The 24,745-nt window shown below is 43.6% G+C and carries 20 protein-coding genes and 3 pseudogenes; 6 read left to right on the top strand and 17 right to left on the bottom strand.

Going from position 1 to position 24,745, the window contains the following annotated elements; translation table 11 throughout:
• Window positions 1-23: 23 nt before the first annotated feature.
• Both pgk and gap read right to left on the bottom strand, forming a co-directional pair.
• The gene (gene pgk, locus AB5Z12_RS04780; RefSeq protein WP_118580955.1) at window positions 24-1,217 is read right to left on the bottom strand and encodes a phosphoglycerate kinase; all 1,194 of its coding nucleotides are present in this window, start codon (window positions 1,215-1,217) and stop codon (window positions 24-26) included.
• 143 nt (window positions 1,218-1,360) lie between these two features.
• On the bottom strand, window positions 1,361-2,380 hold the full coding sequence (gap, locus tag AB5Z12_RS04775; RefSeq protein ID WP_117851616.1) for a type I glyceraldehyde-3-phosphate dehydrogenase: 1,020 nt from the start codon (window positions 2,378-2,380) through the stop codon (window positions 1,361-1,363).
• A 369-nt stretch (window positions 2,381-2,749) separates the two neighbouring features.
• Here gap and AB5Z12_RS04770 point away from each other — a divergent pair, with 369 nt between their 5' ends.
• The gene (locus AB5Z12_RS04770; RefSeq protein WP_173735493.1) at window positions 2,750-3,583 is read left to right on the top strand and encodes a histidinol-phosphatase HisJ family protein; all 834 of its coding nucleotides are present in this window, start codon (window positions 2,750-2,752) and stop codon (window positions 3,581-3,583) included.
• Window positions 3,584-3,748: 165 nt separating this feature from the next.
• On the opposite strand, the gene AB5Z12_RS04765 is transcribed toward AB5Z12_RS04770, so the two are convergent.
• The 3 genes from AB5Z12_RS04765 to nifS form a co-directional block, all read right to left on the bottom strand.
• The gene (locus AB5Z12_RS04765; protein ID WP_368368574.1) at window positions 3,749-6,370 is read right to left on the bottom strand and encodes a cation-translocating P-type ATPase; all 2,622 of its coding nucleotides are present in this window, start codon (window positions 6,368-6,370) and stop codon (window positions 3,749-3,751) included.
• 273 nt (window positions 6,371-6,643) lie between these two features.
• The gene (gene nifU, locus AB5Z12_RS04760; protein ID WP_118580961.1) at window positions 6,644-7,090 is read right to left on the bottom strand and encodes a Fe-S cluster assembly scaffold protein NifU; all 447 of its coding nucleotides are present in this window, start codon (window positions 7,088-7,090) and stop codon (window positions 6,644-6,646) included.
• Between the two features lie 186 nt (window positions 7,091-7,276).
• Window positions 7,277-8,458 carry a cysteine desulfurase NifS gene (gene nifS, locus AB5Z12_RS04755; protein WP_226815045.1) on the bottom strand — a complete coding sequence of 394 codons (1,182 nt, stop codon included), beginning with the start codon at window positions 8,456-8,458 and terminating at the stop codon, window positions 7,277-7,279.
• A gap of 203 nt (window positions 8,459-8,661) precedes the next feature.
• On the opposite strand from nifS, the gene AB5Z12_RS04750 reads away from it, so the two are divergent.
• Window positions 8,662-10,098 (top strand): MATE family efflux transporter, encoded by a 1,437-nt coding sequence (locus tag AB5Z12_RS04750; RefSeq protein WP_270413939.1) that lies wholly within the window; start codon window positions 8,662-8,664, stop codon window positions 10,096-10,098.
• Window positions 10,099-10,194: 96 nt separating this feature from the next.
• Complete coding sequence (locus tag AB5Z12_RS04745) at window positions 10,195-11,226, top strand: 3-deoxy-7-phosphoheptulonate synthase (protein WP_118580970.1); 1,032 nt, start codon at window positions 10,195-10,197, stop codon at window positions 11,224-11,226.
• A 394-nt stretch (window positions 11,227-11,620) separates the two neighbouring features.
• Here the strand turns inward: AB5Z12_RS04745 and xerD are convergent, their stop codons facing one another.
• Window positions 11,621-12,502: a site-specific tyrosine recombinase XerD gene (gene xerD, locus AB5Z12_RS04740; RefSeq protein ID WP_173718393.1), complete on the bottom strand. Its 882-nt coding sequence runs from the start codon at window positions 12,500-12,502 to the stop codon at window positions 11,621-11,623.
• Window positions 12,503-12,526: 24 nt separating this feature from the next.
• Window positions 12,527-12,640, bottom strand: a pseudogene (locus AB5Z12_RS04735) (DUF6783 domain-containing protein); the annotation flags it as partial.
• Here AB5Z12_RS04735 and AB5Z12_RS04730 point away from each other — a divergent pair.
• Window positions 12,599-12,757, top strand: a complete 159-nt coding sequence (locus tag AB5Z12_RS04730) for a DUF6783 domain-containing protein (protein ID WP_368072541.1) — start codon at window positions 12,599-12,601, stop codon at window positions 12,755-12,757. The pseudogene AB5Z12_RS04735 and the gene AB5Z12_RS04730 overlap by 42 nt on opposite strands.
• A gap of 126 nt (window positions 12,758-12,883) precedes the next feature.
• Here the strand turns inward: AB5Z12_RS04730 and AB5Z12_RS04725 are convergent, their stop codons facing one another.
• From AB5Z12_RS04725 to spo0A, 8 genes are all read right to left on the bottom strand, one after another.
• Window positions 12,884-13,486 carry a stage II sporulation protein M gene (locus AB5Z12_RS04725; RefSeq protein WP_173773253.1) on the bottom strand — a complete coding sequence of 201 codons (603 nt, stop codon included), beginning with the start codon at window positions 13,484-13,486 and terminating at the stop codon, window positions 12,884-12,886.
• A 215-nt stretch (window positions 13,487-13,701) separates the two neighbouring features.
• Window positions 13,702-15,258 carry a ribonuclease Y gene (rny, locus tag AB5Z12_RS04720; RefSeq protein WP_118580984.1) on the bottom strand — a complete coding sequence of 519 codons (1,557 nt, stop codon included), beginning with the start codon at window positions 15,256-15,258 and terminating at the stop codon, window positions 13,702-13,704.
• Between the two features lie 190 nt (window positions 15,259-15,448).
• On the bottom strand, window positions 15,449-15,937 hold the full coding sequence (locus tag AB5Z12_RS04715) for a regulatory protein RecX (RefSeq protein WP_195409229.1): 489 nt from the start codon (window positions 15,935-15,937) through the stop codon (window positions 15,449-15,451).
• 3 nt (window positions 15,938-15,940) lie between these two features.
• Window positions 15,941-17,017 carry a recombinase RecA gene (gene recA, locus AB5Z12_RS04710; protein WP_118580990.1) on the bottom strand — a complete coding sequence of 359 codons (1,077 nt, stop codon included), beginning with the start codon at window positions 17,015-17,017 and terminating at the stop codon, window positions 15,941-15,943.
• A 654-nt stretch (window positions 17,018-17,671) separates the two neighbouring features.
• Window positions 17,672-17,920 carry a spore coat protein gene (locus AB5Z12_RS04705; RefSeq protein ID WP_118580993.1) on the bottom strand — a complete coding sequence of 83 codons (249 nt, stop codon included), beginning with the start codon at window positions 17,918-17,920 and terminating at the stop codon, window positions 17,672-17,674.
• A 12-nt stretch (window positions 17,921-17,932) separates the two neighbouring features.
• Window positions 17,933-18,118, bottom strand: a complete 186-nt coding sequence (locus AB5Z12_RS04700; RefSeq protein ID WP_148462515.1) for a hypothetical protein — start codon at window positions 18,116-18,118, stop codon at window positions 17,933-17,935.
• Between the two features lie 394 nt (window positions 18,119-18,512).
• The gene (gene glgA, locus AB5Z12_RS04695) at window positions 18,513-19,958 is read right to left on the bottom strand and encodes a glycogen synthase GlgA (protein ID WP_118580996.1); all 1,446 of its coding nucleotides are present in this window, start codon (window positions 19,956-19,958) and stop codon (window positions 18,513-18,515) included.
• A gap of 91 nt (window positions 19,959-20,049) precedes the next feature.
• Window positions 20,050-20,856, bottom strand: coding sequence for a sporulation transcription factor Spo0A (gene spo0A, locus AB5Z12_RS04690; protein ID WP_118580999.1), 807 nt, complete (start codon window positions 20,854-20,856; stop codon window positions 20,050-20,052).
• Window positions 20,857-21,428: 572 nt separating this feature from the next.
• On the opposite strand from spo0A, the gene AB5Z12_RS04685 reads away from it, so the two are divergent.
• A complete protein-coding gene (locus AB5Z12_RS04685; RefSeq protein WP_226855487.1) occupies window positions 21,429-22,760 on the top strand; it encodes a SpoIVB peptidase S55 domain-containing protein in 1,332 nt (443 codons plus the stop codon).
• Between the two features lie 29 nt (window positions 22,761-22,789).
• On the opposite strand, the pseudogene AB5Z12_RS04680 reads toward AB5Z12_RS04685, so the two are convergent.
• Window positions 22,790-22,840: pseudogene (locus tag AB5Z12_RS04680) on the bottom strand (DUF6783 domain-containing protein); the annotation flags it as partial.
• Between AB5Z12_RS04680 and AB5Z12_RS04675 the strand changes: the two are divergent.
• A pseudogene (locus AB5Z12_RS04675) lies at window positions 22,817-22,999 on the top strand (DUF6783 domain-containing protein); the annotation flags it as partial. The pseudogenes AB5Z12_RS04680 and AB5Z12_RS04675 sit on opposite strands and share 24 nt — an antisense overlap.
• A 30-nt stretch (window positions 23,000-23,029) precedes the next feature.
• On the opposite strand, the gene recN reads toward AB5Z12_RS04675, so the two are convergent.
• A complete protein-coding gene (gene recN, locus AB5Z12_RS04670) occupies window positions 23,030-24,706 on the bottom strand; it encodes a DNA repair protein RecN (protein ID WP_187565772.1) in 1,677 nt (558 codons plus the stop codon).
• Window positions 24,707-24,745: the final 39 nt, after the last annotated feature.

The following is a 24,745-nucleotide window of genomic DNA, read 5'->3' as shown; positions in this document are numbered from 1 at the left end:
CTTGCTTTCATTAAGTGCTCTATTTATTTATCGTTAGCTGCTGCTACACCAGGTAACTCTTTTCCTTCAAGGAATTCAAGAGACGCACCGCCACCTGTGGAGATGTGTGTCATCTTGTCACCATAGCCGAGGATGTTAACAGCTGCTGCGGAATCACCACCACCGATGATAGTTGTAGCATCTGTATCAGCAAGAGCTTTGGCAACAGCCTCTGTGCCATGAGCGAAGTTCGGCATTTCGAAACAGCCCATCGGTCCGTTCCAAACAACTGTCTTGGCATCTTTTACAGCGTCAGCGAAAAGTTTCTCTGTCTCTGGTCCGATGTCCATTCCTTCCCATCCATCCGGAATCTCACCACGTTTTACAACCTGGATATTGCAATCATTGGAGAAGGAATCACCAATTCTGTTATCAACCGGAAGAAGAAGCTTAACGCCTTTTTCTTCTGCCTTCTTCATCATGTCTAATGCATACTGAAGATAATCATCCTCGCAAAGGGAAACACCAATGTGTCCGCCCATAGCCTTGGAGAATGTATAGGACATTCCACCACCAATGATCAGAGTATCCACCTTGTCAAGAAGGTTGTTGATAACAGAGATCTTGCTAGAAACCTTAGCACCGCCAAGGATTGCTACGAATGGTCTATCAGGATTGTTTACAGCGTTTCCGAGGAAATCGATTTCTTTCTGCATCAGATATCCAACAACAGCTGTATCTACATATTTGGTAACACCAACGTTAGAGCAGTGTGCTCTGTGAGCGGTACCAAATGCATCGTTTACAAATACATCGCAAAGAGAAGCAAGTTCCTTGCTGAATTCATCACCGTTCTTAGTCTCTTCTGCACGATAACGGGTATTCTCAAGAAGAATGATCTCGCCGTCTTTCATGTCAGCTACTGCTGCTTTTACAGTGTCATCTACAACAACCGGGCTTGGAACGAATTTCACTTCCTGTCCGAGAAGCTCTGTGAGACGTTTAGCAACAGGTGCAAGAGAAAGCTCCGGTTTCGGCTCTCCTTTCGGTTTTCCAAGGTGAGAGCAAAGGATAATCTTTCCACCATCTGCAACAAGCTTCTTGATTGTAGGAAGAGCTGCTACCAGACGGTTCTCATCTGTAATCTTACCGTCCTGCAGAGGTACATTGAAGTCACATCTTACGAGGACTCTTTTGCCTTTTACGTTGATGTCATCAACAGATTTCTTATTCAGCATCTTGTTATGCCTCCTTATAAAATTTAACTTTTTATACAGACAAAAGGGTCCGGTCCTATTCAGACCGGACCCTTCTCTGAGTCTTATTCATATGCTGTCAGGCCATGGCTTGTCAGCATTTGAAAACCCTACTCTGCTTCTGATTAAGCGTTAAGCAGTTTACCAAAGTGTTTGATTGTACGAACCATCTGGCTTGTGTAGGAGTTCTCATTGTCATACCAGGAAACAACCTGAACCTCTGTTGTGCCATTCTCAAGTGGAAGAACCATTGTCTGAGTAGCATCGAACAGAGAACCAAATCTCATACCAACGATATCGCTGGAAACGATCTCATCTTCGTTGTATCCGAAGGACTCGTTAGAAGCTGCTTTCATAGCTGCGTTGATCTGCTCTTTAGTTACATTTCCTTCAACAACTGCTGTAAGGATTGTAGTAGAACCTGTTGGGGTTGGAACACGCTGTGCGGAACCGATCAGTTTGCCGTTCAGTTCTGGGATAACAAGACCGATTGCTTTAGCAGCACCTGTGCTGTTCGGAACGATGTTAACTGCAGCTGCACGGGATCTTCTCAGATCGCCTTTTCTCTGCGGTCCGTCAAGTGTCATCTGATCGCCTGTGTAAGCGTGGATTGTGCACATGATACCGGATTTGATTGCAGCAAGGTCATTAAGTGCTTTAGCCATTGGAGCTAAGCAGTTTGTTGTACAGGAAGCTGCGGAAATGATGTGATCCTCTTTTGTAAGAGTCTCATGGTTTACATTGTAAACGATTGTCTTAAGGTCGTTTCCAGCCGGAGCGGAAATGATAACGTGTTTAGCACCTGCATCGATATGAGCCTGAGCTTTGTCTTTGGATGTATAGAATCCAGTACACTCAAGAACTACGTCTACACCGATCTCTCCCCATGGAAGCTCAGCAGCGTTAGCTTTTGCATAAATTTTGATTTCTTTTCCGTCAACTGTGATGGAATCCTCTCCAGCTACTACTGTATCTGCAAGAGCATATCTTCCCTGAGTTGAGTCATATTTTAATAAGTGAGCGAGCATTTTAGGAGATGTTAAGTCGTTGATAGCAACGATTTCAAATCCTTCTGCACCGAACATCTGACGGAATGCAAGACGACCAATACGTCCAAAACCATTAATTGCAACTTTTACTGCCATGATAAATTCCTCCTATGAATTAAATGGTAAAAATTATGTGAGTGCTTCAATCTTTGTGAAAGAAACATCAACCTATAGCGTATTGTACCTAATTCCGAACAAAAATTCAAGCCTATTTTCAAAAAAATAACAGGCAAATTGCCACAAATATTCTCTGATATGATATACTGCTCTCAAATGAGACAATTAAGTCCCTTTTATGACACAGTGGCAGCATTTATGCACGTTTTTTCCTTTCTTTTTCGTGTAGGAAGAATTTTTTTCACATGTTCCTTCGCTGTACACTTATCCATAAAATATATCTTTATATTTACAGAAAATATATTTTTAAAATACTTTGCTTGGTTTATAATTTATAAGGAGGTTATTATGAAAATACTTTCCAACTCTCCCGGAGTTTTGTGGGACTGCCACATGCATTCTGAATTTTCCGCAGATTCCGGCACTCCCACTGAGGATATGATCCGCCAGGCCATTGCACTGGGGTTTAAGGGAATCTGCTTTACAGAGCATCTGGATCCAGACTATCCACCAACTCCGGATGACCTGGAATTTGCCCTGGATATTCCCGCCTATTACACTAAATTCAACGAACTGAAAGAAACTTACAAGAATCAGATTCACATCCATTTCGGTATTGAGATCGGTTTGCAGCTTCATCTTAAACAATATTTTCACAATCTTTTAAAGGAATATCCTTTCGATTTCGTGATTGGTTCTTCTCACGTAGTCCACGGTGCTGACCCCTACTACCTGGAATTTTTCCAGGGCAGGAACGAGGAACAGGCCTACCTTGAATATTTCGAATCCATTCTGGAGAATCTGGATGCATTTCATGAAATGGACACTTATGGACATCTGGATTATATTGTCCGCTACGGTCCAAACAAAAACCAGTTTTATTCTTATGAAAAATATCGGAACATTCTGGATGCGATTCTGAAAAAACTGGCAGACACAAATGTAGGACTGGAAGTCAACACCGGCGGTTATCACTACGGTCTTGGAGAGCCAAACCCATGTACGGATATCATCCGGCGTTATAAAGAACTAGGGGGCGAAATCATCACCATTGGTGCTGACGCGCATACACCGGATAAAATAGGATACGCTTTTGATAGGGCTGCGCAGGTGCTGAAAGAATGTGGATTTGAGTATTATACAGTATTTAAAGATCGGAAACCAAACTTTGTAAAGTTATAACGAAGCCCTGTTTTTCCATACCCGGCAGAAGAAATCAGCCCGGCTTTTAGAGCATGTTAAAAAAATGCCTCATCGCCATAACAAGCGATGAAGCATTTTTTGCGTTTCTTTTCAAATTCAGCTTGAGGTATTATTTTTGATTGCCACTCAAGACCAGGTCAGTCATTATTTCTGCACTTTCTCCAAAAACAGAGAAATAATTCCTTTCTTTTCCTTCTCATGTGCCTTGTTATACAAAGATCTGCACCATTCTGTGATAACTTCGATTACAACCGGAGAGAAGGTCATCAGGATAAATACCAGGATGATCATTCCGAACTCCAGGGAGCCAAGTGCAAGCAGGTTCTGCACACATACGGCTGCAAAGAAGAAAATAAACTGCATACCGTAAATAATGATTTTCCTGTACCTGCTTAGAGGCGCGTATACCGTCTTCAAAGCTGCCATGTAGTTCCATCCGGTTACCAGGAAACAGGCTGTACTCAGCATTACATTGCTATGGTAAACGTTCTGGCAGACCAGCATAATGGTAAATACACATCCCGTAATGGTGACTGCTGCTGGGAATGCATTCATAAATACATAACGCAGAAAACCACTCTCAATCTTGTTGAAGTTGTTTTCCTGGGCGAGCAGGAAGGTTGGGATACCCACTGCGCAGGCACTGATCAGGGACATCTGAATTGGCTCAAACGGATAGCTATCGCCCCAGAAAATAGTGATCAGACACAGCAGCACAGAGAAAATAGTTTTGATCAGGAACATGGAGGCTGCGGTACGGATGTTGTTCACCACACGGCGTCCCTGGTTCACAATTTCCGGCATAGCGGCAAAATTGGAATCCATGAGCACTACATTTGCAATGTTCTTGGCAGCGTCGCTTCCCTCTGCCATAACTACGCTGCAGTCTGCCTCTTTCAGTGCCAAAACATCGTTCACACCGTCACCGGTCATGGCAACTGTATGCTTCTGTTTCTGAAGGGCAAGCACCATCTCTTTCTTCTGCTGCGGAGTTACACGGCCGAATACGGAACACTCTGCAACGGCACGCTCCATATCCTCCGGTGTGGTGATAGTGGTGGCATCAATATATTTATCTGCATTCTCCAGGCCTGCTTTTTTTGCAATGGCAGAAACAGTCACAGGATCATCACCGGAGATCACTTTCAGATCTACGCCCTGGTCTTTGAAAAATGCCAAGGTTTCAGGGGCATTATCCCTGATAATGTCAGTAAGCATAAATAACGCAACCGGCTTTAACCCTTCCGGAAGCTCATTCTCCCGATTCAGGTTTGGGCTATGCGCCAACACCAGAACACGTAAGCCTTCTTTTCCATAAGCAGCACACTGCTTGATCAAGTTTTCATTTCCATCCGGGAAAAGGAACTGGGCAGCACCCATCAGATAAGTTCCTTCTGTTTTAAAGGCTACACCGCTGTATTTGCGATCTGAGGAAAACGGAATGCAATGATCTACCGGCATGTCCGTTCTTCTGGAGAAGCGTTTGTGGAGTGCATCTGCGGTGGCGTTCTTGTCCTTTAAAACGGACATCATGTTTGCCATGACACGTTCGATCTCACCCATGGTCAATTCTGGCTGGGCGCCGCTGATGGCTAAATCAGTATTGACATTGCCCTGTGAATCTTGTGCTGACAGCTGTTCAGTAGTTCCCATAACAACTCCTATCTGCAATTGTGCCGCAACCACGGATACTTCAGACTGCGCCTCTGCAGCTGCCATTTCTGGAACTTTCTGAGCTTGATTCGCTGTTCCATTTATTGTACTTTCGCTTATATTCTCATTTTCTGCTTCCGGAGCCTTGATCTCCATCCCTTCCACATAGGGCTGTACCTGTTCCACGCACATAGTACCGGCTGTGATGGTTCCGGTTTTATCCAGACAGAGGGTATCCACTCTCGCCAGAGTCTCAATACAATACAATTCCTGCACCAGGGTATTCTTACGGGTTAACGTCAGCGCACCAAGCGTCAGCGCCACGCTGGTAAGGAGCACCAGTCCCTCCGGGATCATTCCGAGGACAGCTGCTACCATATTAACTACTGCATCTCTGATTCCGTTTCCAGCAATATAATACTGCTTATAAAACAGCAGCATTCCCATAGGAACTATGATCACACTGATGGTCTTCAAAATCGCATTCAGAGAGTTGCGCAACTCGGAATTATGACGTTTAAATTCCTTTGCCTCGCTGGTGATCTGGGAAGCATAATTGTCCTTACCTACATGGATAACCTGACAGCAGGCCTCTCCGGATGTAACAAAACTTCCAGAAAAAAGCTCGTCCCCTTCATTTTTCTGAAGATTGTCAGATTCTCCTGTCAGCAGGGATTCATTGACCTCAATACTGCCCTCAAGCACCTTGGCATCTGCAGGCACCTGATCTCCTGTTTTCAGAAAAAGGATATCGTCCAGAACCAGCTTCTCCGTGGAGATAGACCATTTTTTGCCTTCACGCAAGACCACTGCCTTGCTCTCCGTAAGGATAGCCAGCTTATCCAGCGTCTTTTTCGCACGCACTTCCTGGATGATTCCGATCACCGTATTGATCACAATAATTCCCATGAACATGGAGTTCTTATAGGAACCAACCAGCAATACCATAATCATCAGAGCCAGATTCAGAAAGTTGAAAAATGTAAGCACATTCTCCCTTACGATCTGCTTATAGCTCCTTGTGTTGGGGTTCTCATTGACATTGATTTTCCCCTCTTCAATTCTTTGTTGTACCTGTTCGTTTGTCAGTCCTGTCATCGTTACTTCCTTCATTCTTATGTTTTATTTAAGGATGTTTCCGTTTTACTCTTTTTCCCATTGTATGATACCAGTGTCAAAAGGTCAAAAAACCGTTCGTGCCATTGTATTAAAATAGGGCAGATGATAACATCCGCCCTGATGAATTCTCTTTACGGTCTGCCTCATCTTTACCACCTATTTATCTGTAACGAAATAAATCTGCTTAAGGATTCGGTTTCCTGTAAAAAATATTATTCTTTTGTATCGATGACGACACTTTATAATTACTGCAGTTCGCAGTAACTATTAATACTCTTCTTCCTCTGCCTCTTCACCCTCGTGAATGTCAGACTTCGGTTTCTTCAGACCTTCGATCTCAATGTGATGCTTCTGTGCGTAATCCCACAGTGCAGCATGTACAGCCTCCTCTGCAAGAAGAGAACAGTGTACTTTCACTGGCGGAAGTCCGTCAAGAGCCTCCATAACAGCCTTGTTGGTAAGCTTCATGGCTTCCTCAATAGTTTTACCTTTTACCATCTCAGTAGCCATACTGCTGGTTGCTACTGCGGCACCGCAGCCGAAGGTTTTGAATTTGCAGTCTCTGATAATATGTGTCTCGTCATCGATATCCAGGAAAATTCTCATAATATCGCCGCATTTGGCATTTCCTACTGTACCGACACCGCTTGCATTCTCTATTTCTCCAACATTACGTGGATGCTGGAAATGATCCATTACTTTCTCACTATACATCTTTTTTTCCTCCTGGCAAGTGTTTTAATCAAATTTTTTATTTTTTTTAACTATTCAGCAGGCACTATTCCGCGAGGTGTTTTTTGTGAACGTAGTTCACAGAAAACCCGAGAATGTTGGCGCGAAATCATGCAAAGCATGATTTCTGTGCATCGCGAAGCGTGTAACTGTGAAGGTACTGAACAGTTACTGTTTTTTTATAAAATCTTCATATAATGGAGACATTGATCGCAGGTAAGCTACGATTTCTTTCAGCTTATCTACTACAAAATCAGCATCTTCCATGGTAGTCTCCTCGCTTAAGGTCATACGCAGGGAACCATGTGCAATCTCATGTGGGAGTCCGATAGCCAGAAGTACATGGGACGGATCCAGGGAGCCTGATGTGCAGGCGGAACCGCTGGATGCACAGATGCCATAATTGTCAAGCATAAGCAACATGGACTCTCCTTCGATGAACTGGAAGCTTACATTTACATTATTCGGAAGACGTTTGGTGCGGTCACCATTTAATTTCACATACGGAATCTCTTTCAGGATTCTTTCAATGAAATGATCTCTTACCTGAATCTCTTTGTCTGTACGTTCTTTCATAGTGCGGACTGCACGATCTGCAGCAACGCCGTAACCTACGATTCCAGGAACATTCTCTGTACCTGCGCGGCGCTTTCTCTCCTGCGCTCCACCATGTACAAAGGAACGTATCTTAACACCCTTGCGGATGTAAAGGAAACCGATTCCCTTCGGTCCATTCAGCTTATGTCCACTGGAGCTGAGCATATCAATTCCTAACTCATCTACATTGATCGGCACCTGTCCAAAAGCCTGTACTGCATCTGTGTGGAAAAGGATGCCATGCTCTTTGGCAATTGCACCGATTTCCTTGATCGGCTGGATAGATCCGATCTCATTGTTCGCAAACATAACAGAAATCAGAATCGTCTCTGGTGTAATAGCTTTCTCAAGCTCGTCAAGCTTCACAATACCATTCTCATCTACATCAAGATATGTGATCTTCGCTCCGCGCTCTTTCTCAAGGTATTCGCAGGTGTGAAGGATTGCATGATGCTCGATTTTGGTTGTGATGATGTGGTTTCCTTTGGATTTATATGCTTCAAAGGTGGCTTTCAGTGCCCAGTTATCAGCCTCTGATCCGCCAGCTGTGAAATAGATTTCTTCTTTCTTGGCACCAAGTGCATCTGCGATCTGGCCTCTTGCCTTGCTGACGCCTTCTTTGCTCTTGGATGCGAAGTCGTAAATGCTGGATGGATTTCCATACATTTCGGTAAAATAAGGAAGCATTGCTTCTACTACTTCCGGAGCGGTCTTGGTAGTAGCCGCATTATCCAGATATATCATTTTTCCCATTTTTCTTCCTCCTGGTTTATTGGTATCAATTCGATATGAAAGACTCCCGGGAAAGGGTTATTTCATCTATCTCCTTAGGTACTTTTCTATTTCCTAGTATTTCGCTTGGATTTCTATCCCACTTTACCAGATAATAACAGTTCTGTCAAGGCACATTTACAGCATAAACTAACTAAAAGGATGAAGTGGATAGGCGGATTCTTATGTCTGACAAACTTTTTATCAAAGGAACCCTGATTCTTACTCTTACAGGTCTTGTAAGCCGCCTGATGGGTTTCTTCTATAGAATATTCTTATCTCATACTATTGGTGCACAGGGAGTGGGAATTTACCAGCTTACGCTTCCGGTTCACGCAATCGTACTGGCAACCTGCTGTATGGGCATTCAGGCTGCTATTTCCAGGCTGTGTGCCTCTTTCACTGCCCTTGGAAAAGAAAAAGAGTCCAGAGATGCACTGCTTCTTGGAACATTTCTTTCGATGGCACTTTGCGGACTTTTATCTTTTCTGGTCTATTGGAATGCAGATTTTGTGGCTTCTGCTTTGTTAAAAGAGCCGCGTACTACGGTTCTGCTTCGTATTCTTGCCTTTAGTTTTCCTTTTGCAGCCTTGCATTCATGCGTAAACAGCTTTTATTATGCCAGAAAAACGACTGGAATTCCAGCTTTTATCCTGCTTCTTGAGCAGACTTCCCGGATCGGCAGCACTTACGTGATCTACCTGATTCTGATTTCCCAGAAAAAAGAGATTACCCCTGTAATAGCGGCCGGAGGTGCACTTTTCAGTGAGCTTACAGCCACTGCAGCATGTATGCTGGCGCTTGGACTGGATTTTTCCAGGGAAAATTACAAACCAGTCACCGGACTGCTTCGACGTATTTTACGAGTATTTTTCTGTATGAGCAAAGGTGCTCACAGAAATTCATCTTCTGCTGTAAAATATATTTCACATATACAACCAGCTTCTGTCAAAAACAATACTGCCACTTCCATAAATGCTCTTATAAAAGAAATCGCCCAGATTGCAGTTCCCCACTCTGTCAACCGGCTGCTGCTTACCTTACTCTCTGGCATCGAAATGGTTCTTATTCCCCAAAGACTGCTTCTGGCTGGAATAAATCGGACTGATTCCCTGTCTGTGTACGGAATTTTTACCGGAATGGCGCTGCCGCTGATTCTTTTCCCGGCGACACTGACAAATTCTGCCTCTGTTATGCTGATGCCTTCTGTGGCTGGTTTACAGGCCCTCGGTCATGAAAAAAAAATCCGTCATGTGATCCGCCGCACCTGCGAAAACTGCTTTTTCTTCGGAGGCTTCTGTACATTCTTTTTCTTTATTTTCGGAAAATCACTGGGAAATTTTCTTTTTCACAGTGAAACTGCGGGGATTTACATAAGGACGCTGGCTTTTATCTGCCCTTTTCTTTATACAAATACTGCACTGGAAAGTATTCTGAACGGTCTCGGGCGCCCGGATGCCTGCCTTTTTCACAATATTGCAGGAGTGTGTATCCGAATTGGATTTGTTTTCTTTTCCATTCCTGTGCTTGGAATCCGTGGATATTTTTACGGAATGCTCCTTTCCCAACTGATTCTCACCTTGCTTCATTTCATTTATCTAAACAGACTGGAGCGTGTTTGAAAAATCATTCCCGCAATTTGCCTATCGACATTTTTTCCATCATAGTCTATAATATTGAATCGAAAATAAATTTTGCCGATAAAAGGAGAAAATACCATGGGATTTGAATTCATCAAAAAGCTTCCAACCCCCGACGAGATCCGCAACCAATATCCCATTGATGCAAAGATCAAGGCACTGAAAGAGAAACGTGATCAGGAAATCCGTGACGTATTCACTGGAAAATCCGATAAATTTCTTGCAATCATTGGTCCCTGTTCTGCAGATAATGAAGATGCTGTATGCGACTATCTGCTGAGACTTCGCAAAGTTCAGGACAAGATTGCGGATAAAGTTTTAATCATTCCTCGTGTTTATACAAATAAACCCCGTACTACCGGAGAGGGTTATAAAGGAATGGTTCATCAGCCAGATCCGGAGAAAAAACCTAATATGCTTGCCGGTCTTGTTGCCATCCGAAAAATGCACATCCGTGCTATTGAAGAGAGCGGATTTACCTGTGCGGACGAGATGCTTTACCCTGAGAACTGGCGTTACCTTTCCGATCTTCTTTCCTATGTTGCTGTAGGAGCACGTTCTGTTGAGGATCAGCAGCACCGTCTCACTGTCAGCGGTATGGATGTTCCGGCGGGAATGAAGAATCCTACAAGTGGTGACTTCAGTGTTATGCTGAACTCTGTTGTTGCAGCTCAGGGCAGCCATACATTTATCTACAGGGGATGGGAAGTTGAAACTACAGGGAATGAGTTGACACATACCATTCTTCGTGGTGCTGTAAACAAACACGGAGAGGCTATTCCTAATTACCATTACGAAGATCTTCGTCTTCTTTTCGAGAAATATTCCGCTAAGAACCTGAAGAATATGGCTACCATCGTGGATACCAACCATTCCAACTCCAACAAGCAGTATGAGCAGCAGATCCGTATTGCCAAAGAAGTTCTTCACAGCCGTCAGGTTGATTCTGATGTTCGTGGGCTGGTAAAGGGTCTTATGATCGAAAGCTACATTGAGCCAGGCAATCAGAAGATCGGACCAAACCATGTATATGGTAAATCCATTACAGATGCTTGTCTTGGATGGGAAGAATCTGAGAAGCTGCTTTATACAATCGCTGAGATGTGCTAGCGCCTGTTTGAAAAATCATTTCCGCAATCTACACGCCCCACTTTGCGGTATATTTTCAGAAATAAAATTTATTTATCTCCTGTATTCTGATTTCGGAATGCGGGAGATTTTTCAGACACGCTCTAATATCTTTCGATAGAATTTTCGGTCAAACATTTTTATAATACAAGAAAGAATCTTACTTTGCAGAATTTTCATTACATAAAAAAGAATCCTGCTTGCAGGCTTCTCCGCCTGCGGCGGGTCGCCTCGAGCGACAACTACCTTTCCGCCGCAGTGCGATCCTGCCCGGTAGGGCTTTTTATGTAATAGGAAATTCCAACGGAATTTCCTATTACATAAAAAACTGCCCACAGGTCTCTCCCATGGACAGTTATCATCTTATTCGCTCTTCTCAATGTCTTGGATGTGCTTTCATATACACATCTCGCATCCGGTTAATATTCATGCTTAAATATACCTGAGTCGTAGAAATATCGGAATGTCCCAGCATTTCCTGGACGCTTCGGATGTCTGCTCCATTCTGCAGCATATGTACTGCAAAAGAATGTCTCAATGTATGTGGCGTAATATCTCTGTGAATTCCAGCCTCCTGGGCATAGCCTTTCAGCATTTTCCAGAATCCCTGACGGCTCATGGCCTTACCGGAGCAATTTGTGAACAGCGCATGCTCTGAATCATCTTTCACAAATACCTTACGTCCCTCTTCAAGATAAAGATTCAACGCTTCCTTGCTTACATTTCCAATCGGAATGATACGCTCTTTATTCTCCTGACAAACCACATAGCCAAGCTGAAGGTTTACATCTGTGGTCTCCAGATGGATCAGTTCGCTGACACGCATACCAGTGGCATATAAAAGCTCTAACATAGCCTTATCCCGAATTCCCTTAGGCGTAGTCAGATCTGGCTGCTTCAAAAGATCGTCAACTTCCTGAATACTGAGAATCTCCGGAAGTTTCTTCTCTACCTTTGGAGATTTCAGATTATCTGTGGGGTTCTCTTCCATCTTCCTAAGTGCAAACATGTGTTGAAAAAAAGCACGCATGGAAGCAACACTTCTTGAAATAGTGGATGACGCGAAGTTCTCTTTCTCCATATAATCCATGTATCCCATAAGATCAAATTCACGGACATCTTCCGCTTTCATAATCCCCTTCATTTCCAGGTATGCAGCCATCTTGTTCAGATCCCGCTGATAGGAAACCTCTGTATTCTGGGATGTTTTTTTCGTATTATGTAAGTATTCAATAAACTCGCGTATTTCCTGTTCCATATTGTTTACTTCCTGTCTCTTTTGTTATAAATTCATTTCATATAGTCCACGATCATACTGCTTTAGACCATGTTTGAAAAAGATTCTGGAGCGTGTTTGAAAAAGGCTTTCTGTAAGATGTGCGTCACAATTTGTGGGAGATTTCGCCCGGAATTCCTATTGTCCATTGCATTTGCTCTTTCACGCTTTATTGCAGGAACGGGCTACCTCCCCACAATAACTGATCTTAAAATGTATTTGTATTATACTTTGTAATTGACATAAAATCAAACCTTTTTTTCGGCCAAAAATCGTATAAAAACAAGCTTTTTTTGCCCATTTTACAAAATAACGTCGCTTTTATGGTAACCAATACTATATCTTGTATTTTTCATATTATTCTCATTCAAAAAATTTCGAAAAATCCAGAATTTTGTTTAAAATCCATGGATTTACACGCCATTCCAAAAGAATTCCCACACCGTATAAAGCTGTATATAAGAGCACTTTCAGGAGATAAGCGCTTACTTTCTGTGGAAAAATTCCATGATTGCGCCAGATTCCCATAGATTCCCTGTAGACCATCTGATACACCGAATCCCATAATGGCAGATAGATCAGATAATGCGGAAAAAGAAGTGCTACGGCAACTGCGCCTCCGGTAAGTCCGAACTGCAGAATAGACATGGAAAATACGATTCCCAGTCCAATTCCGGTAAAAAGCATCGCCATAATTGCCATAGGGACTCCAAATACAGTAAAACCACAGATTAGAGAAAGGAAAAAAATCCCACCGCGCATCCAGAGAATCTGCAAAAGATAATCGATTCCTCCTGCTTCTGTTTTCCCATAGGTTTCCAAAAGGTACACTGCGGAAAATGCCTGCTGCTTCCAGGAAAAACGGTATATAAAGTTCGGGATCAGCATTCCTGCAAGAAATCCTGCAAGCAGCAAAGTCAGTCCTGGAAAAAAACTTTTCTTTTTGATACTGAGTAAATTTTCCATATATTCACCCTGTACCATTGTACGCAAGCGATGATTTGATTATGAATTACATAAAAAAATTCTTTTTGATTTTCCATGAATCAGCCCATGCAAGCATAGCTCGTTCATGGCTGCCGTCCGGGACTTTCATAATAAAAACCGCCTCCGCATCCTTCATATAGTATGAAAAATGCGGAAGCGGTTTCTTAATATTTCTTAATGTAAATTAACTCCGATTATTTGGCATAATCAACAGCTCTGCTCTCGCGGATCACATTGACTTTGATCTGACCCGGATACTCAAGCTCAGCCTCAATCTGCTTCGCTATGTCTCTTGCGAGAAGTACCATCTCAGAATCATTCACATGCTCAGGAACTACCATAACACGGATTTCTCTACCAGCCTGGATTGCAAAGGATTTCTCAACCCCCTTGAACTGATTGGTAATATCCTCAAGCTGCTTCAGTCTGTTGGTATAAGTCTCCAGTGTCTCTCTTCTGGCGCCTGGACGCGCCGCGGAAATCGCATCTGCTGCCTGCACGATACAGGCAATAAGGCTCTCTGGCTCCACATCACCGTGGTGTGCTGCTACCGCATTGATCACAATAGGTGATTCCTTATATTTCTTACAAAGGTTTACACCAATCTCAATATGGGATCCCTCAACTTCATGGTCAATAGATTTACCGATATCATGAAGCAGACCGGCACGTTTCGCCATGCGCACGTCTACACCAATTTCACCGGCAAGCAGACCGGAAAGCTGTGCTACTTCAATAGAATGCTTCAGCGCATTCTGTCCATAACTTGAACGGAATTTCATACGTCCAAGAAGTTTCAGAAGCTCTGGATGAATACCATGAACTCCAACATCCATAGCTGCATTCTCGCCATCCTCGCGGATCTGAGTTTCAACTTCTTTCTGTGCCTTCTCAACCATTTCCTCGATTCTGGCCGGATGGATACGTCCATCTACGATCAGTTTCTCAAGTGCTACTCTTGCCACTTCACGTCTGATAGGATCAAATGATGAGAGAACTACTGCTTCAGGAGTATCATCAATGATAAGGTCTACACCTGTCAGGGTCTCCATAGTACGAATATTACGTCCCTCACGTCCGATAATACGTCCCTTCATCTCATCGCTTGGAAGCTGCACTACGGAAATAGTAGTCTCGGCAACATGGTCTACCGCACATTTCTGAATGGCATTTACCACATATTCCTTGGCTTTCTTTCCTGCCTCTTCCTTCGCCTGGCTCTCAAGTTCCTTGTAAAGTCTGGCAACATCAACTTTAACATCGTCTTCCACAGATCTGAGCAATTCTTCTTTTGCCTGTTCGGAGGTCAGACCGGAAACACGTTCCAGTTCCTGTACTCCTTTCAGCTCGAGTTCATCTACTCTCTTTTCTTTCTTCTGCAATTCAGCAAATCTCGCTGTGCACTCTGCCTCGCGCTTCTCAACTGCTTCAGCTTTCTTATCAACGGTTTCTTCCTTCGATAAGACACGCTTCTCATATTTCTGCAGTTCGTTTCTACGTTCCTTGGTTTCCTTCTCCAGTTCGTTCTTTGTACGGAGAGATTCTTCCTTTACTTCCAATAAAGTTTCACGTTTCTTTGTTTCGGCCGCTTTTAAGGCTTCATCAATGATGCCTCTGGCCTTTTCTTCAGCTGACCCAATCGTTTCTGCGTCTTTCTTAACTTTGTTATCCACAGAAACTTTACTAGTAATAGGAACTGCAATCAGTAGAGTGGCTACTACAGCGACAACTGCAACAATAATTGTTGTCACAGGAGCACCTCCTCAATATTTAGTTTTCATTGTGCAATCACAACAATACAAGTTTATCTTTTTTTTAGAATTATGTCAAGTTTTTCTACACAAAAACAAAATTTAAATTTCCAAAGAAACGTCTAGCGTTACTGTTCACTCCGCGACCAGTAACACGCTTCGCGATGCACAGAAAGAATCCGGCAATTTATCAATAGCTTCTCTCACAGGTAATATTCATGTCTTCCAGCACGTGGGAAATATCTCCATAGGAAAAACCTCTTCGAAGAAGAAATCCCTGGAGGCGGCGCATCCCCTTCTCGTCCAGGGCAGTACCAGGCTGACACTTTTTCTCTACTGTAGTTCGGAGAATGGCCAGTTCATCTGGCTCTTCAATCTCTGCTGCCTCTTCCCAGGCTGCAAGGGCAGTCTCGCGGTCAATTCCTTTCCCTGAAAGCTCCTGGAGAATCTTCTGACGGCTTTTGTTTCCCATGCGGAAGGAAATATAATTCATGGCATAGCGGTAATCGTTCAGATACCCATAGGAACGCACATAGTTCATGGCATCCTCTGTGGCTTCTGCTGAAAAGCCTGCCTGACGCAGCCGGTCAGACAGGCCTTTCTCTGTACGGTCCATATGCTCCAGAAGAAGCATTGCCTTTCTTCTGGCATTCTTTTGCTCTTCAGGTGTAACCGCCATATTTTATTCCTCTTCTGCTGCCGGAGCGTCAGATTCTGGTGTAGTTTCTTCTTGCTTCACATCCTGCTGCTCTTCCTCCTCACCTGGAAGAAGGTGATAATGGATACGAACCTTGCGTTCAATCTCATCGCAGATGTCCGGATGCTCTTTCAGGAACAGCTTGGCATTCTCACGTCCCTGGCCGATCTTATTTCCTTCGTATGCATACCATGCACCGCTCTTATTCACAATGGAATTCTCAGCAGCAAGATCAAGGATATCCCCTTCCTTGGAGATGCCGGTACCAAACATAATATCAAACTCAGCCTGCTTAAATGGCGGAGCAACCTTATTCTTAACAACCTTGATCCTGGTGTGGTTTCCAACCATCTCGCCGCCCTGTTTCAATGTCTCTACACGGCGTACATCAAGACGTATGGATGAATAGAACTTAAGGGCACGTCCACCAGTAGTTGTCTCCGGGTTACCAAACATAACACCAACCTTCTCACGGAGCTGGTTGATAAAGATCACAACGCAGTTAGACTTACTGATAATAGCGGTCAGCTTACGAAGTGCCTGTGACATCAGACGTGCCTGCAAACCTACATGACTGTCTCCCATGTCACCATCAATCTCTGCCTTGGGAACCAGAGCTGCAACGGAATCCACGATGATAATGTCAACTGCACCGGAACGAACCATGGTCTCTGTAATCTCCAGAGCCTGCTCACCATTATCCGGCTGGGAAATGTAAAGATTATCAATATCTACGCCGATGTTCTTCGCATATACAGGGTCAAGAGCATGCTCGGCATCGATAAAACCGGCAATTCCGCCTCTTTTCTGAACCTCGGCTACCATATGTAATGCAACAGTGGTCTTACCACTGGACTCTGGTCCGTAGATTTCTATAATACGTCCCTTCGGCACACCGCCTACCCCAAGTGCAATGTCAAGGCTCAGGGAACCGGTAGGAACAGTCTCCACCTGCATATTGGCACTGGACTCACCCAGTTTCATTACAGAGCCCTTGCCATATTGCTTCTCAATATGTCCAAGAGCCGCTTCCAGCGCTTTCTTCTTCTCTTCATTTATCATTATTCCGATCTCCTATTCTTAATAATCAGACAAGTCCGTAGTAATTTCTGTAATCATTAACCGGACTGTATAACCTGTTACCATTCACAAAAGGCACCTGGCAGAACCTTATCCGTGAACAGCAGCCAGGATCTGTTACTGTTCACTCCGTTCACAGTAACGCGCTTCGCGATGCACAGAAATCATGCAAAGCATGATTTCGCGCCGCAATTCTCGGGTTTTCTGTGAACTTTGTTCACAAAAACACCTCGCGGAACATTACCAGTGAACAGCAGCCAGGATCTTCTTGCTTGCGTAATACGAACCTATGTTCGTTTCTCTGTAGTACATACTATCTTAAATCAGTTCACTTGTCAAGCCCCTACTCGCCATATAAAAATTTTATTTTTCATGTTAAGCCAAACGAACTGTAAAGTTATTTTCACCGGTGGAAGCATCCCGGAATACGGGTGTGAAATTCTTGTATACCCGGAGACAGACAAAACTCCGGTAAATTTTGAAATGAATCGTATACGACTTTTATATTGTCGTTTTCCTGTCAGTAATTCTACTATATAGCAAAACATCCGGAATTACAAGAATTATTTCCTGCAATCCGGATGTTATTTACTATCCCATTACTGTTCACTCCGTGACCAGTAACACTAGCCCCTCTTATCCCTGGCTAAGCACGCTTCTGACATGATCCACTTCTTCCCTTGTTGCCTGAGCTGCCGGCACATAATAGCCTCTTGCACGGGCAATCTGGTAAATCTCCTCCTGGGACATCTCGCACTGATTTCTCATCTGTTTTAAGGTTTGTTTCAGCTGAGGATTCTCTGTCTGAGGGATCATCTCCCCATAACGGGTCAGTTCACCGTTAATTCCGGCAAGGGTATCTGCTACCATCACTTTTTCATTCATCTGCGGCACCTCCTACTGTAAATACTGCATAAGCTGATTTTTGCAGTCCACTGCCGACTGGGCAGACTTCTGGAAAAACTGTTTTACCTGGGCATCGGTAGCCTTACTTGCATACTCCTCCATTTTACAATGGGTGGTGTCAAATCCGCCGATCAGGTGACGTAAATTCTGTAGATCCAGTTCTGAAATTTGGTTCATATGACCTGCCTCCTGTTAAAATATGTTACTGTTCACTCCGTTCACAGCAACGCGCTTCGCGATGCACAGAAATCATGCATTTGCATGATTTCGCGCCGCACTTCTCGGGTTTTCTGTGAACTACGTTCACAAAAAACGCCTCGCGGAATGTTACCAGTGAACAGTAACTAAAATATTTCTGTAGCGAAAACCAACAGTATGAAACCTTTGTTTTCGACAGCCTTCAAATGTCCATATATACAAAATACAGGAGAAAATTAATCTCTCCTGTATCCTGAGGCGGACACTTTACAGAAAGTAGTATGTCCGAATTTCATCTTATTATGTACCGTATATATTATGTACCATATATATCTATATCCGTACTTTAAATGGCATATTTCTTACAGAATCATTATTCCCCGATCAGCCAGTTGTACATCTCTTCATACTGGCGTGCGGAATTACTCCATGAGAAATCCTTTGCCATAGCCCGGTCTACCATCTTATTCCATTCGCGCTTCTTGTCATAGTAAATGTGCTCTGCATAGCGGATCGTGGAAAGCATCTCATGTGCATTGTAATTGCTGAATGAAAATCCGGTTCCGGTTCCTTCGAATTCATTGTAAGGCTCTACCGTATCCTTCAGACCACCTGTCTCTCTGACGATTGGAAGAGTACCATAACGAAGGCTCATCAGCTGGCTCAGACCGCATGGCTCAAACAATGACGGCATCAGAAATGCATCAGAAGCTGCATAGATTCTGTGAGACATGCTCTCATCGTAATAAATCTGTGCAGAAACCTTGCCATGATATTTCCAGTCAAAGTGACGGAACATATTCTCATAGCGCTCATCTCCTGTGCCAAGAGCTACAATCTGTACACTATCCTGACAAAGCTCGTCCATGATATAAGCGATCAGGTCAAATCCCTTCTGATCTGTCAGACGGGAAACAATACCGATCATCATAGCCTTCGGATCCTGCTCAAGTCCTAAATCTTTCTGTAGCTGGATCTTATTCTTAACCTTCTCCTTACGGAAGGTGGTAGCATTATAACGAGCTGACAGATTAATATCTGTCTCCGGATTAAAATCATTATAATCAATACCATTTACAATACCACGCAGACTGTTGGAGCGTGCACGGAGCAGTCCGTCCAGACCTTCGCCATAGAACGGTGTCTTGATCTCATCTGCATATGTATTACTTACTGTAGTAACAGCATCTGCAAATACAATACCACCCTTCAGGAAGTTGCCATCCTTGTATGCTTCCAGCTTATCCGGTGTAAAATAGTAATCGGAAAGTCCTGTAAGCTCCTTGATCGTCTTCACATCATATACACCCTGGAATTTCAGGTTATGTATGGTCATGATGGTCTTAATTCCCCAGAAGAACTGATTCTGCTGGAAGCTGTCGTGCAGATAAACCGGAACAAGACCTGTCTGCCAGTCATGGCAGTGAATAATGTCCGGGCGGAAATCAATTACCGGAAGTACGGAAAGCACTGCCTTGGAGAAGAATGCAAATTTCTCCAGATCCCACGGAGCACTGTCATATGGCTTCGGTCCACTGAAATAATACTCATTATCTATAAAGTAGAACTTAATGCCATCATACTCCATCTGAAGAATACCTACATAACAGTTTTTGTATCCAAGATCCATGTAGAAGTGTGTGACATATTCCATTTTATCTTTCCATTCCTGCTTCATGCAGGCATATTTCGGTAAGATCACGCGAATATCAAAATAACGTTTATCAAAGCATTTCGGCAGTGAGCCGGCTACATCAGCCAATCCTCCGGTCTTAATGAAAGGCACTGCCTCTGATGTTGCAAAAAGAATTCTTTTCATCCAAAAAACCCTCCTTAGTAATAGCAAATAGCATTACTGCCACTTAGTGCCAGTAACCTGCTTCTGTCTTTTATTATACCCCAAATTCGGCTCATTGGAAAGAACGATTTTTATATTCCAGTCTGATTTTGTCAGCAATCAGTGCAATAAACTCGGAATTGGTAGGTTTTCCTTTCCCATTGCTCACTGTATAGCCAAACAGCTGGTCAATGGTATCCATTTTTCCACGGCTCCATGCAACTTCAATGGCATGTCGGATAGCCCGCTCCACGCGGCTTGGCGTTGTCTGATGGCGTTTGGCTATGGTTGGGTATAAAATTTTTGTAATAGAATTCAGCATTTCCATGTCATTTACGGATAAAATAATAGCATCCCGCAGATACTGATAACCTTTAATATGTGCAGGTACTCCGATTTCATGTATGATATCTGTCACATCCGTTTCCAGATTTCCTGAATTGTAAGTATTTTCCTCTTCCTTTTGTCTTGGACGGTTCATTTCCCTGACGCGTCTCTCTCCCGCCCGGCGGATGTGTTTGATTCGGTTCAGCAGCATTTTGTTGTCAAAAGGCTTCAGCATAAAATAATCTGCTCCAAGATCAAAAGCGTCCTCTGTGATCCGCTCCTGTCCCACTGCCGAAACCACAATAAATGACGGCACTTTTTTCAAATTTTCATCGTGACTGAAGCGCTCCATCACTGAAAGTCCGTCTACTTTTGGCATGATAATATCCAGTACAACCACGTCAGGCTGTTTTTCCTTTATGATGTTACAGATTTCTTCTCCATTATGTGCTTTTCCAACCAGTTTCAGTTCTTCGTCCTGATCAATGATCTTACTCAGTACCTCCACCATTTTCTCATTATCGTCCGCAATTGCCACATTCAATTTTTCCATGAGGCCATTCTCCTTCTACTATTTTGAAAATTCTCCGGCAATCCACAGCCGGAAAGTTGCTATATTTCTGATATCAGGAAGCAAACGCGTTTTTCTTCCCAATATCTTCCTATCACCTGTACAAAACAGCAGGGCCCTGTTTGCTCTTGCACATTTTTCAGAAAAATTTTCCTTTGCTGTAACAACGTCTATTATAGTGGAACTGCCATGGGGAAATCAAGCCGAAACTGCCGTTTTTACTGCATTTTCGTTCGATTAGTTTCGAGCTTTTTTGCGTCTTTTAACGACAATAATTTCGTTTTTTCTGAGGGGATTTTTATATTAAGACAGCGTTTTACACCGACTCTCAATTTAACACAGTTTATTTTTTTCGCGTTTTATGATTGAAAGATATGGAACAGGTTCATAAAAATACAAGAGTGAAATCATGATTTTTCTCCATACTAGTACAGTGAAAATTAAGTTTCTGCTATATTGACACAGTATATGAAAAATCAGACAAGTCACTATAGCGGTTACTTAATATTTGCTGTACCAGCACAGTAAAAAACAAAAGAAAAGGATGTGAAAACATGTACCAGAAACGAAAATACAAACATTTTATCCTGCTCTGTCTTGTCCTTGACCTTCTGACAATGGTATTTCTGGGATATCGTTATCTGGACCGGAAAATTCCGGATGAAATACACATTGACAAAAATTCAGGACTTGACCTTTCCCAGATTTCCAATCTTCCTTTTGTATCTTTCGGAGATACAATCACTACTTCCGGGGAAGGCAGCTACCAACTGCCTTGCAGACTTTTTGGAAAAATAGCTTTCAAGAATATTAAAGTGAAACCAACAGAGGCAGACACCATTCTGGTCAGCGGCAGCACAGTGGGGATTTACATGGAAACAGACGGAGTTCTTGTGATCGACACCGGAGAAATCCTTTCTAAAAATGGGCAGATGCAGGATCCGGCAAAAAATATTTTAAAGCCTGGCGATTATATTGTTGCACTAAATGAGCAGAAAATATCCTGCAAGCAGGATTTAATTAACGATCTGGAAACTATTGATGGAAAGCCTGTTACGGTAAGCGTGCGAAGAAATAACAGTACCATTCCGGTCTCTCTCTCCCCGGCACAGGATGCTTCCGGAAAGTACAAGCTTGGAATCTGGGTCCGGGATGACACCCAGGGAATCGGAACCCTTACCTATGTAACAAAAGACGGAAATTTCGGTGCTCTTGGCCATGGAATCAGCGATATCGACACAGGAAATCTTTTGTCAATAAAGGGAGGAAATCTTTACTGTGCCCAGATTCTCGGAGTGCAAAAAGGGGAAAAAGGAAGTCCCGGAGAACTTTCCGGGCTGATCCGTTACAGAAATGACAATGTGATCGGACAGATTCGTGTAAATAGTTCAAATGGAATTTACGGCAGTTTCACCAGCAGTTCTGGCAATAATATTACAGAGCTCCAGGCCGCAGCTTCTGCTTCAGATGATACGGTCAATGCTTCTGAAAGCTTTAACCAGTCCAAAACTTCTTTCTGGGATTTTGCAGACAGTTTTTCCGGAAATGATTCTCTGCCAATTTCCCTCCGCCAGATGAAAATCGGCTACAAACAGGAAGTACAGACCGGTCCGGCTTCCATTCTGTGTGATGTAGGTAATGGAGTAAAAGAATACGATGCAGAAATCACCAGAATCGACATGAACCACGAGGACACTAACAAAAGTTTCGTCATCCATATCACCGATCAGCGGCTTCTTAACACCACCGGCGGCATTGTCCAGGGCATGTCAGGCAGTCCCATCCTGCAAAATGGAAAAGTAATCGGTGCGGTAACCCACGTTTTTGTCCAGGATGCGGCAAGTGGGTATGGAATTTTTATTGAAAACATGCTGGAGCGTGTCTGAAAAAGGCTTTCTGCAAGATGTGCGTCACGATTTGTGGGAGATTTTGCCCGGATGAGGGCGCCGTAGCGGACTACGGCAACTGAATTCGGGCAAAATATACCGCAAAGTGGGGCGTGCAGATTGCGGGAATGATTTTTCAGACTCGCTCCGGAGCCTGCCTGAAAAAGCTTCTGATATACTCAGAAATCCCCTGTCAGACAGGAGCCTGTCTCACAGAGGATTTCAACTTACATGTTTGAAAACTCATTTTCTCAATCTACAAAAAGGAATTATGCCTTGCACTCCCTGGCCAGTTTTTTCATCTCCCTTGCATTTTCCAGCACAGCGCCAGTGATCTGGGCACCCCCAAGAAGACGGGCCAGTTCGCGGATGGAGGCTTCTTCATCAAGGGGATGGATCTGAGTGGTGGTCTTGGTGCCTTCAACCTGCTTCTCGATCTCAAAATGGGAATCTGCCATGGCTGCGATCTGGGGAAGATGGGTAATGCAGAGCACCTGATGATGATGCCCGATCACTGCCATTTTCTCAGAAACCTTCTGAGCAGTACGTCCACTGATTCCCGTATCTATTTCATCAAAAATCAATGTTTCGATCTGGTCACGGTCTGCCAGGATTGCCTTCAGTGCAAGCATAATTCTGGAAAGCTCACCACCGGATACGATTTTACCAAGGGGCTTCAGACTTTCTCCCGGATTTGTGGAAATTTCATACTGGATTTCATCATAACCATTCTCTGTAAAACTGCTTCTTCTGGAAAACGTGATGGCAAACTGTACATCCAGGAAATTTAAGTCTTTTAATCCCTGGATTACCTTTTTCTCCAGCTGATGGCTGTATTCTTTACGAATTTCCGAAAGACGGCTGCAGGCCACTTCCAGCTTTTTTTCTGCCTTTTTCAGTTCTTCCCTGGAAGCCTCGAAAATTTCTTCATACTTCTGAAGTTTGTTCAGCTTTTCCTGCTGTTTTTTCTGGTATTCCTGGATTTCTTCGATACGCTGACCGTATTTGGCTTTCAGACCATTGAGCAGATCCAGGCGGCGCTCTGTCTCATAAAATACGGATTCATCAAAAGTCATGTCATCCATATAGGAGGACAGCTCCCTGTTAAAATCATTGAGAAGTCCGTCCACTTCGCTTAAGGTCTGGGAAAGGGATTCCAGCTGATCATCGTACTCTGTCACTCTGGAAAGCTCCCGAAGAGCCTCTCCCACTGCTTCCCCAGCTCCCTGTCCATCATATCCGGTAAGGGCATGGGCACTTTGCAGGGAATCGATAATTCTGCGTCCATTGGAGAGCTTTCGATATTGCTTTTCCAATTCTTCGTCTTCTCCTGGAACCAGAGATGCTTTCTCAATCTCATTGATCTCAAATTCCAGAAAAGCCATTTCCCGATTCTTCTGCTCTTCGTCCATATCAAGGGATTTCAGTTCTGCCTGACATTTCTTATATTCCTGATAGGCAGCTTTCACCTTCTCTTTTTCCGGAAAGATTTTCTCACGGCCATAAGCGTCCAGGATTTCCAGCTGTTTCTCCTCATAGAGAAGGGACTGGTGCTCATGCTGCCCGTGAATGTCAAGAAGACAGGCTGCAGCGGCCTTCATCTGGCTGACAGTGCTTGTCTCCCCATTTATCTTATTAATGCTCCTGCCGTCCATGATTTTTCTTGACATGAGGATCTGTCCGTCCTCCGGATAAATATCAAGTGCGGCAAGTGCTTCTTTTGCTTTCGTATTTTCAACCTGAAATAAAAGCTCTACCAGTGCATAGGGCGCATTTTCCCTGATCATGCTTCTGGATGTCTTTCCTCCCAGGATCAGCTGCATGGAACCGAGAAGAATGGACTTACCGGCACCAGTCTCACCGGTGAGGATATTCAGCCCTGGTCCGAATTCCACTTCAATTTCATCTATGAGTGCAAGGTTTTTTACGTGTAAATGTACTAACAAGGTTGACCTCCTTACGTTACTGTATATTCAAATGGACAG

The organism is Ruminococcus sp. RTP21358st1_G6_RTP21358_211008, from assembly GCF_040908885.1.
GTDB lineage: Bacteria > Bacillota > Clostridia > Lachnospirales > Lachnospiraceae > Blautia_A > Blautia_A faecis.
Note: the sequence above shows the minus strand (reverse complement) of the source record. Positions and strands in the feature narration are given on the sequence as shown.

What these genes read in the sequence shown, in the direction of transcription:
- pgk (WP_118580955.1), bottom strand. Translation starts at nt 1,217, where the DNA reads ATGCTGAATAAGAAATCTGTTGATGACATCAACGTAAAAGGCAAAAGA.
- gap (WP_117851616.1), bottom strand. Translation starts at nt 2,380, where the DNA reads ATGGCAGTAAAAGTTGCAATTAATGGTTTTGGACGTATTGGTCGTCTT.
- AB5Z12_RS04770 (WP_173735493.1), top strand. Translation starts at nt 2,750, where the DNA reads ATGAAAATACTTTCCAACTCTCCCGGAGTTTTGTGGGACTGCCACATG.
- AB5Z12_RS04765 (WP_368368574.1), bottom strand. Translation starts at nt 6,370, where the DNA reads ATGAAGGAAGTAACGATGACAGGACTGACAAACGAACAGGTACAACAA.
- nifU (WP_118580961.1), bottom strand. Translation starts at nt 7,090, where the DNA reads ATGTATAGTGAGAAAGTAATGGATCATTTCCAGCATCCACGTAATGTT.
- nifS (WP_226815045.1), bottom strand. Translation starts at nt 8,458, where the DNA reads ATGGGAAAAATGATATATCTGGATAATGCGGCTACTACCAAGACCGCT.
- AB5Z12_RS04750 (WP_270413939.1), top strand. Translation starts at nt 8,662, where the DNA reads ATGTCTGACAAACTTTTTATCAAAGGAACCCTGATTCTTACTCTTACA.
- AB5Z12_RS04745 (WP_118580970.1), top strand. Translation starts at nt 10,195, where the DNA reads ATGGGATTTGAATTCATCAAAAAGCTTCCAACCCCCGACGAGATCCGC.
- xerD (WP_173718393.1), bottom strand. Translation starts at nt 12,502, where the DNA reads ATGGAACAGGAAATACGCGAGTTTATTGAATACTTACATAATACGAAA.
- AB5Z12_RS04725 (WP_173773253.1), bottom strand. Translation starts at nt 13,486, where the DNA reads ATGGAAAATTTACTCAGTATCAAAAAGAAAAGTTTTTTTCCAGGACTG.
- AB5Z12_RS04715 (WP_195409229.1), bottom strand. Translation starts at nt 15,937, where the DNA reads ATGGCGGTTACACCTGAAGAGCAAAAGAATGCCAGAAGAAAGGCAATG.
- recA (WP_118580990.1), bottom strand. Translation starts at nt 17,017, where the DNA reads ATGATAAATGAAGAGAAGAAGAAAGCGCTGGAAGCGGCTCTTGGACAT.
- AB5Z12_RS04705 (WP_118580993.1), bottom strand. Translation starts at nt 17,920, where the DNA reads ATGAATGAAAAAGTGATGGTAGCAGATACCCTTGCCGGAATTAACGGT.
- AB5Z12_RS04700 (WP_148462515.1), bottom strand. Translation starts at nt 18,118, where the DNA reads ATGAACCAAATTTCAGAACTGGATCTACAGAATTTACGTCACCTGATC.
- glgA (WP_118580996.1), bottom strand. Translation starts at nt 19,958, where the DNA reads ATGAAAAGAATTCTTTTTGCAACATCAGAGGCAGTGCCTTTCATTAAG.
- spo0A (WP_118580999.1), bottom strand. Translation starts at nt 20,856, where the DNA reads ATGGAAAAATTGAATGTGGCAATTGCGGACGATAATGAGAAAATGGTG.
- AB5Z12_RS04685 (WP_226855487.1), top strand. Translation starts at nt 21,429, where the DNA reads ATGTACCAGAAACGAAAATACAAACATTTTATCCTGCTCTGTCTTGTC.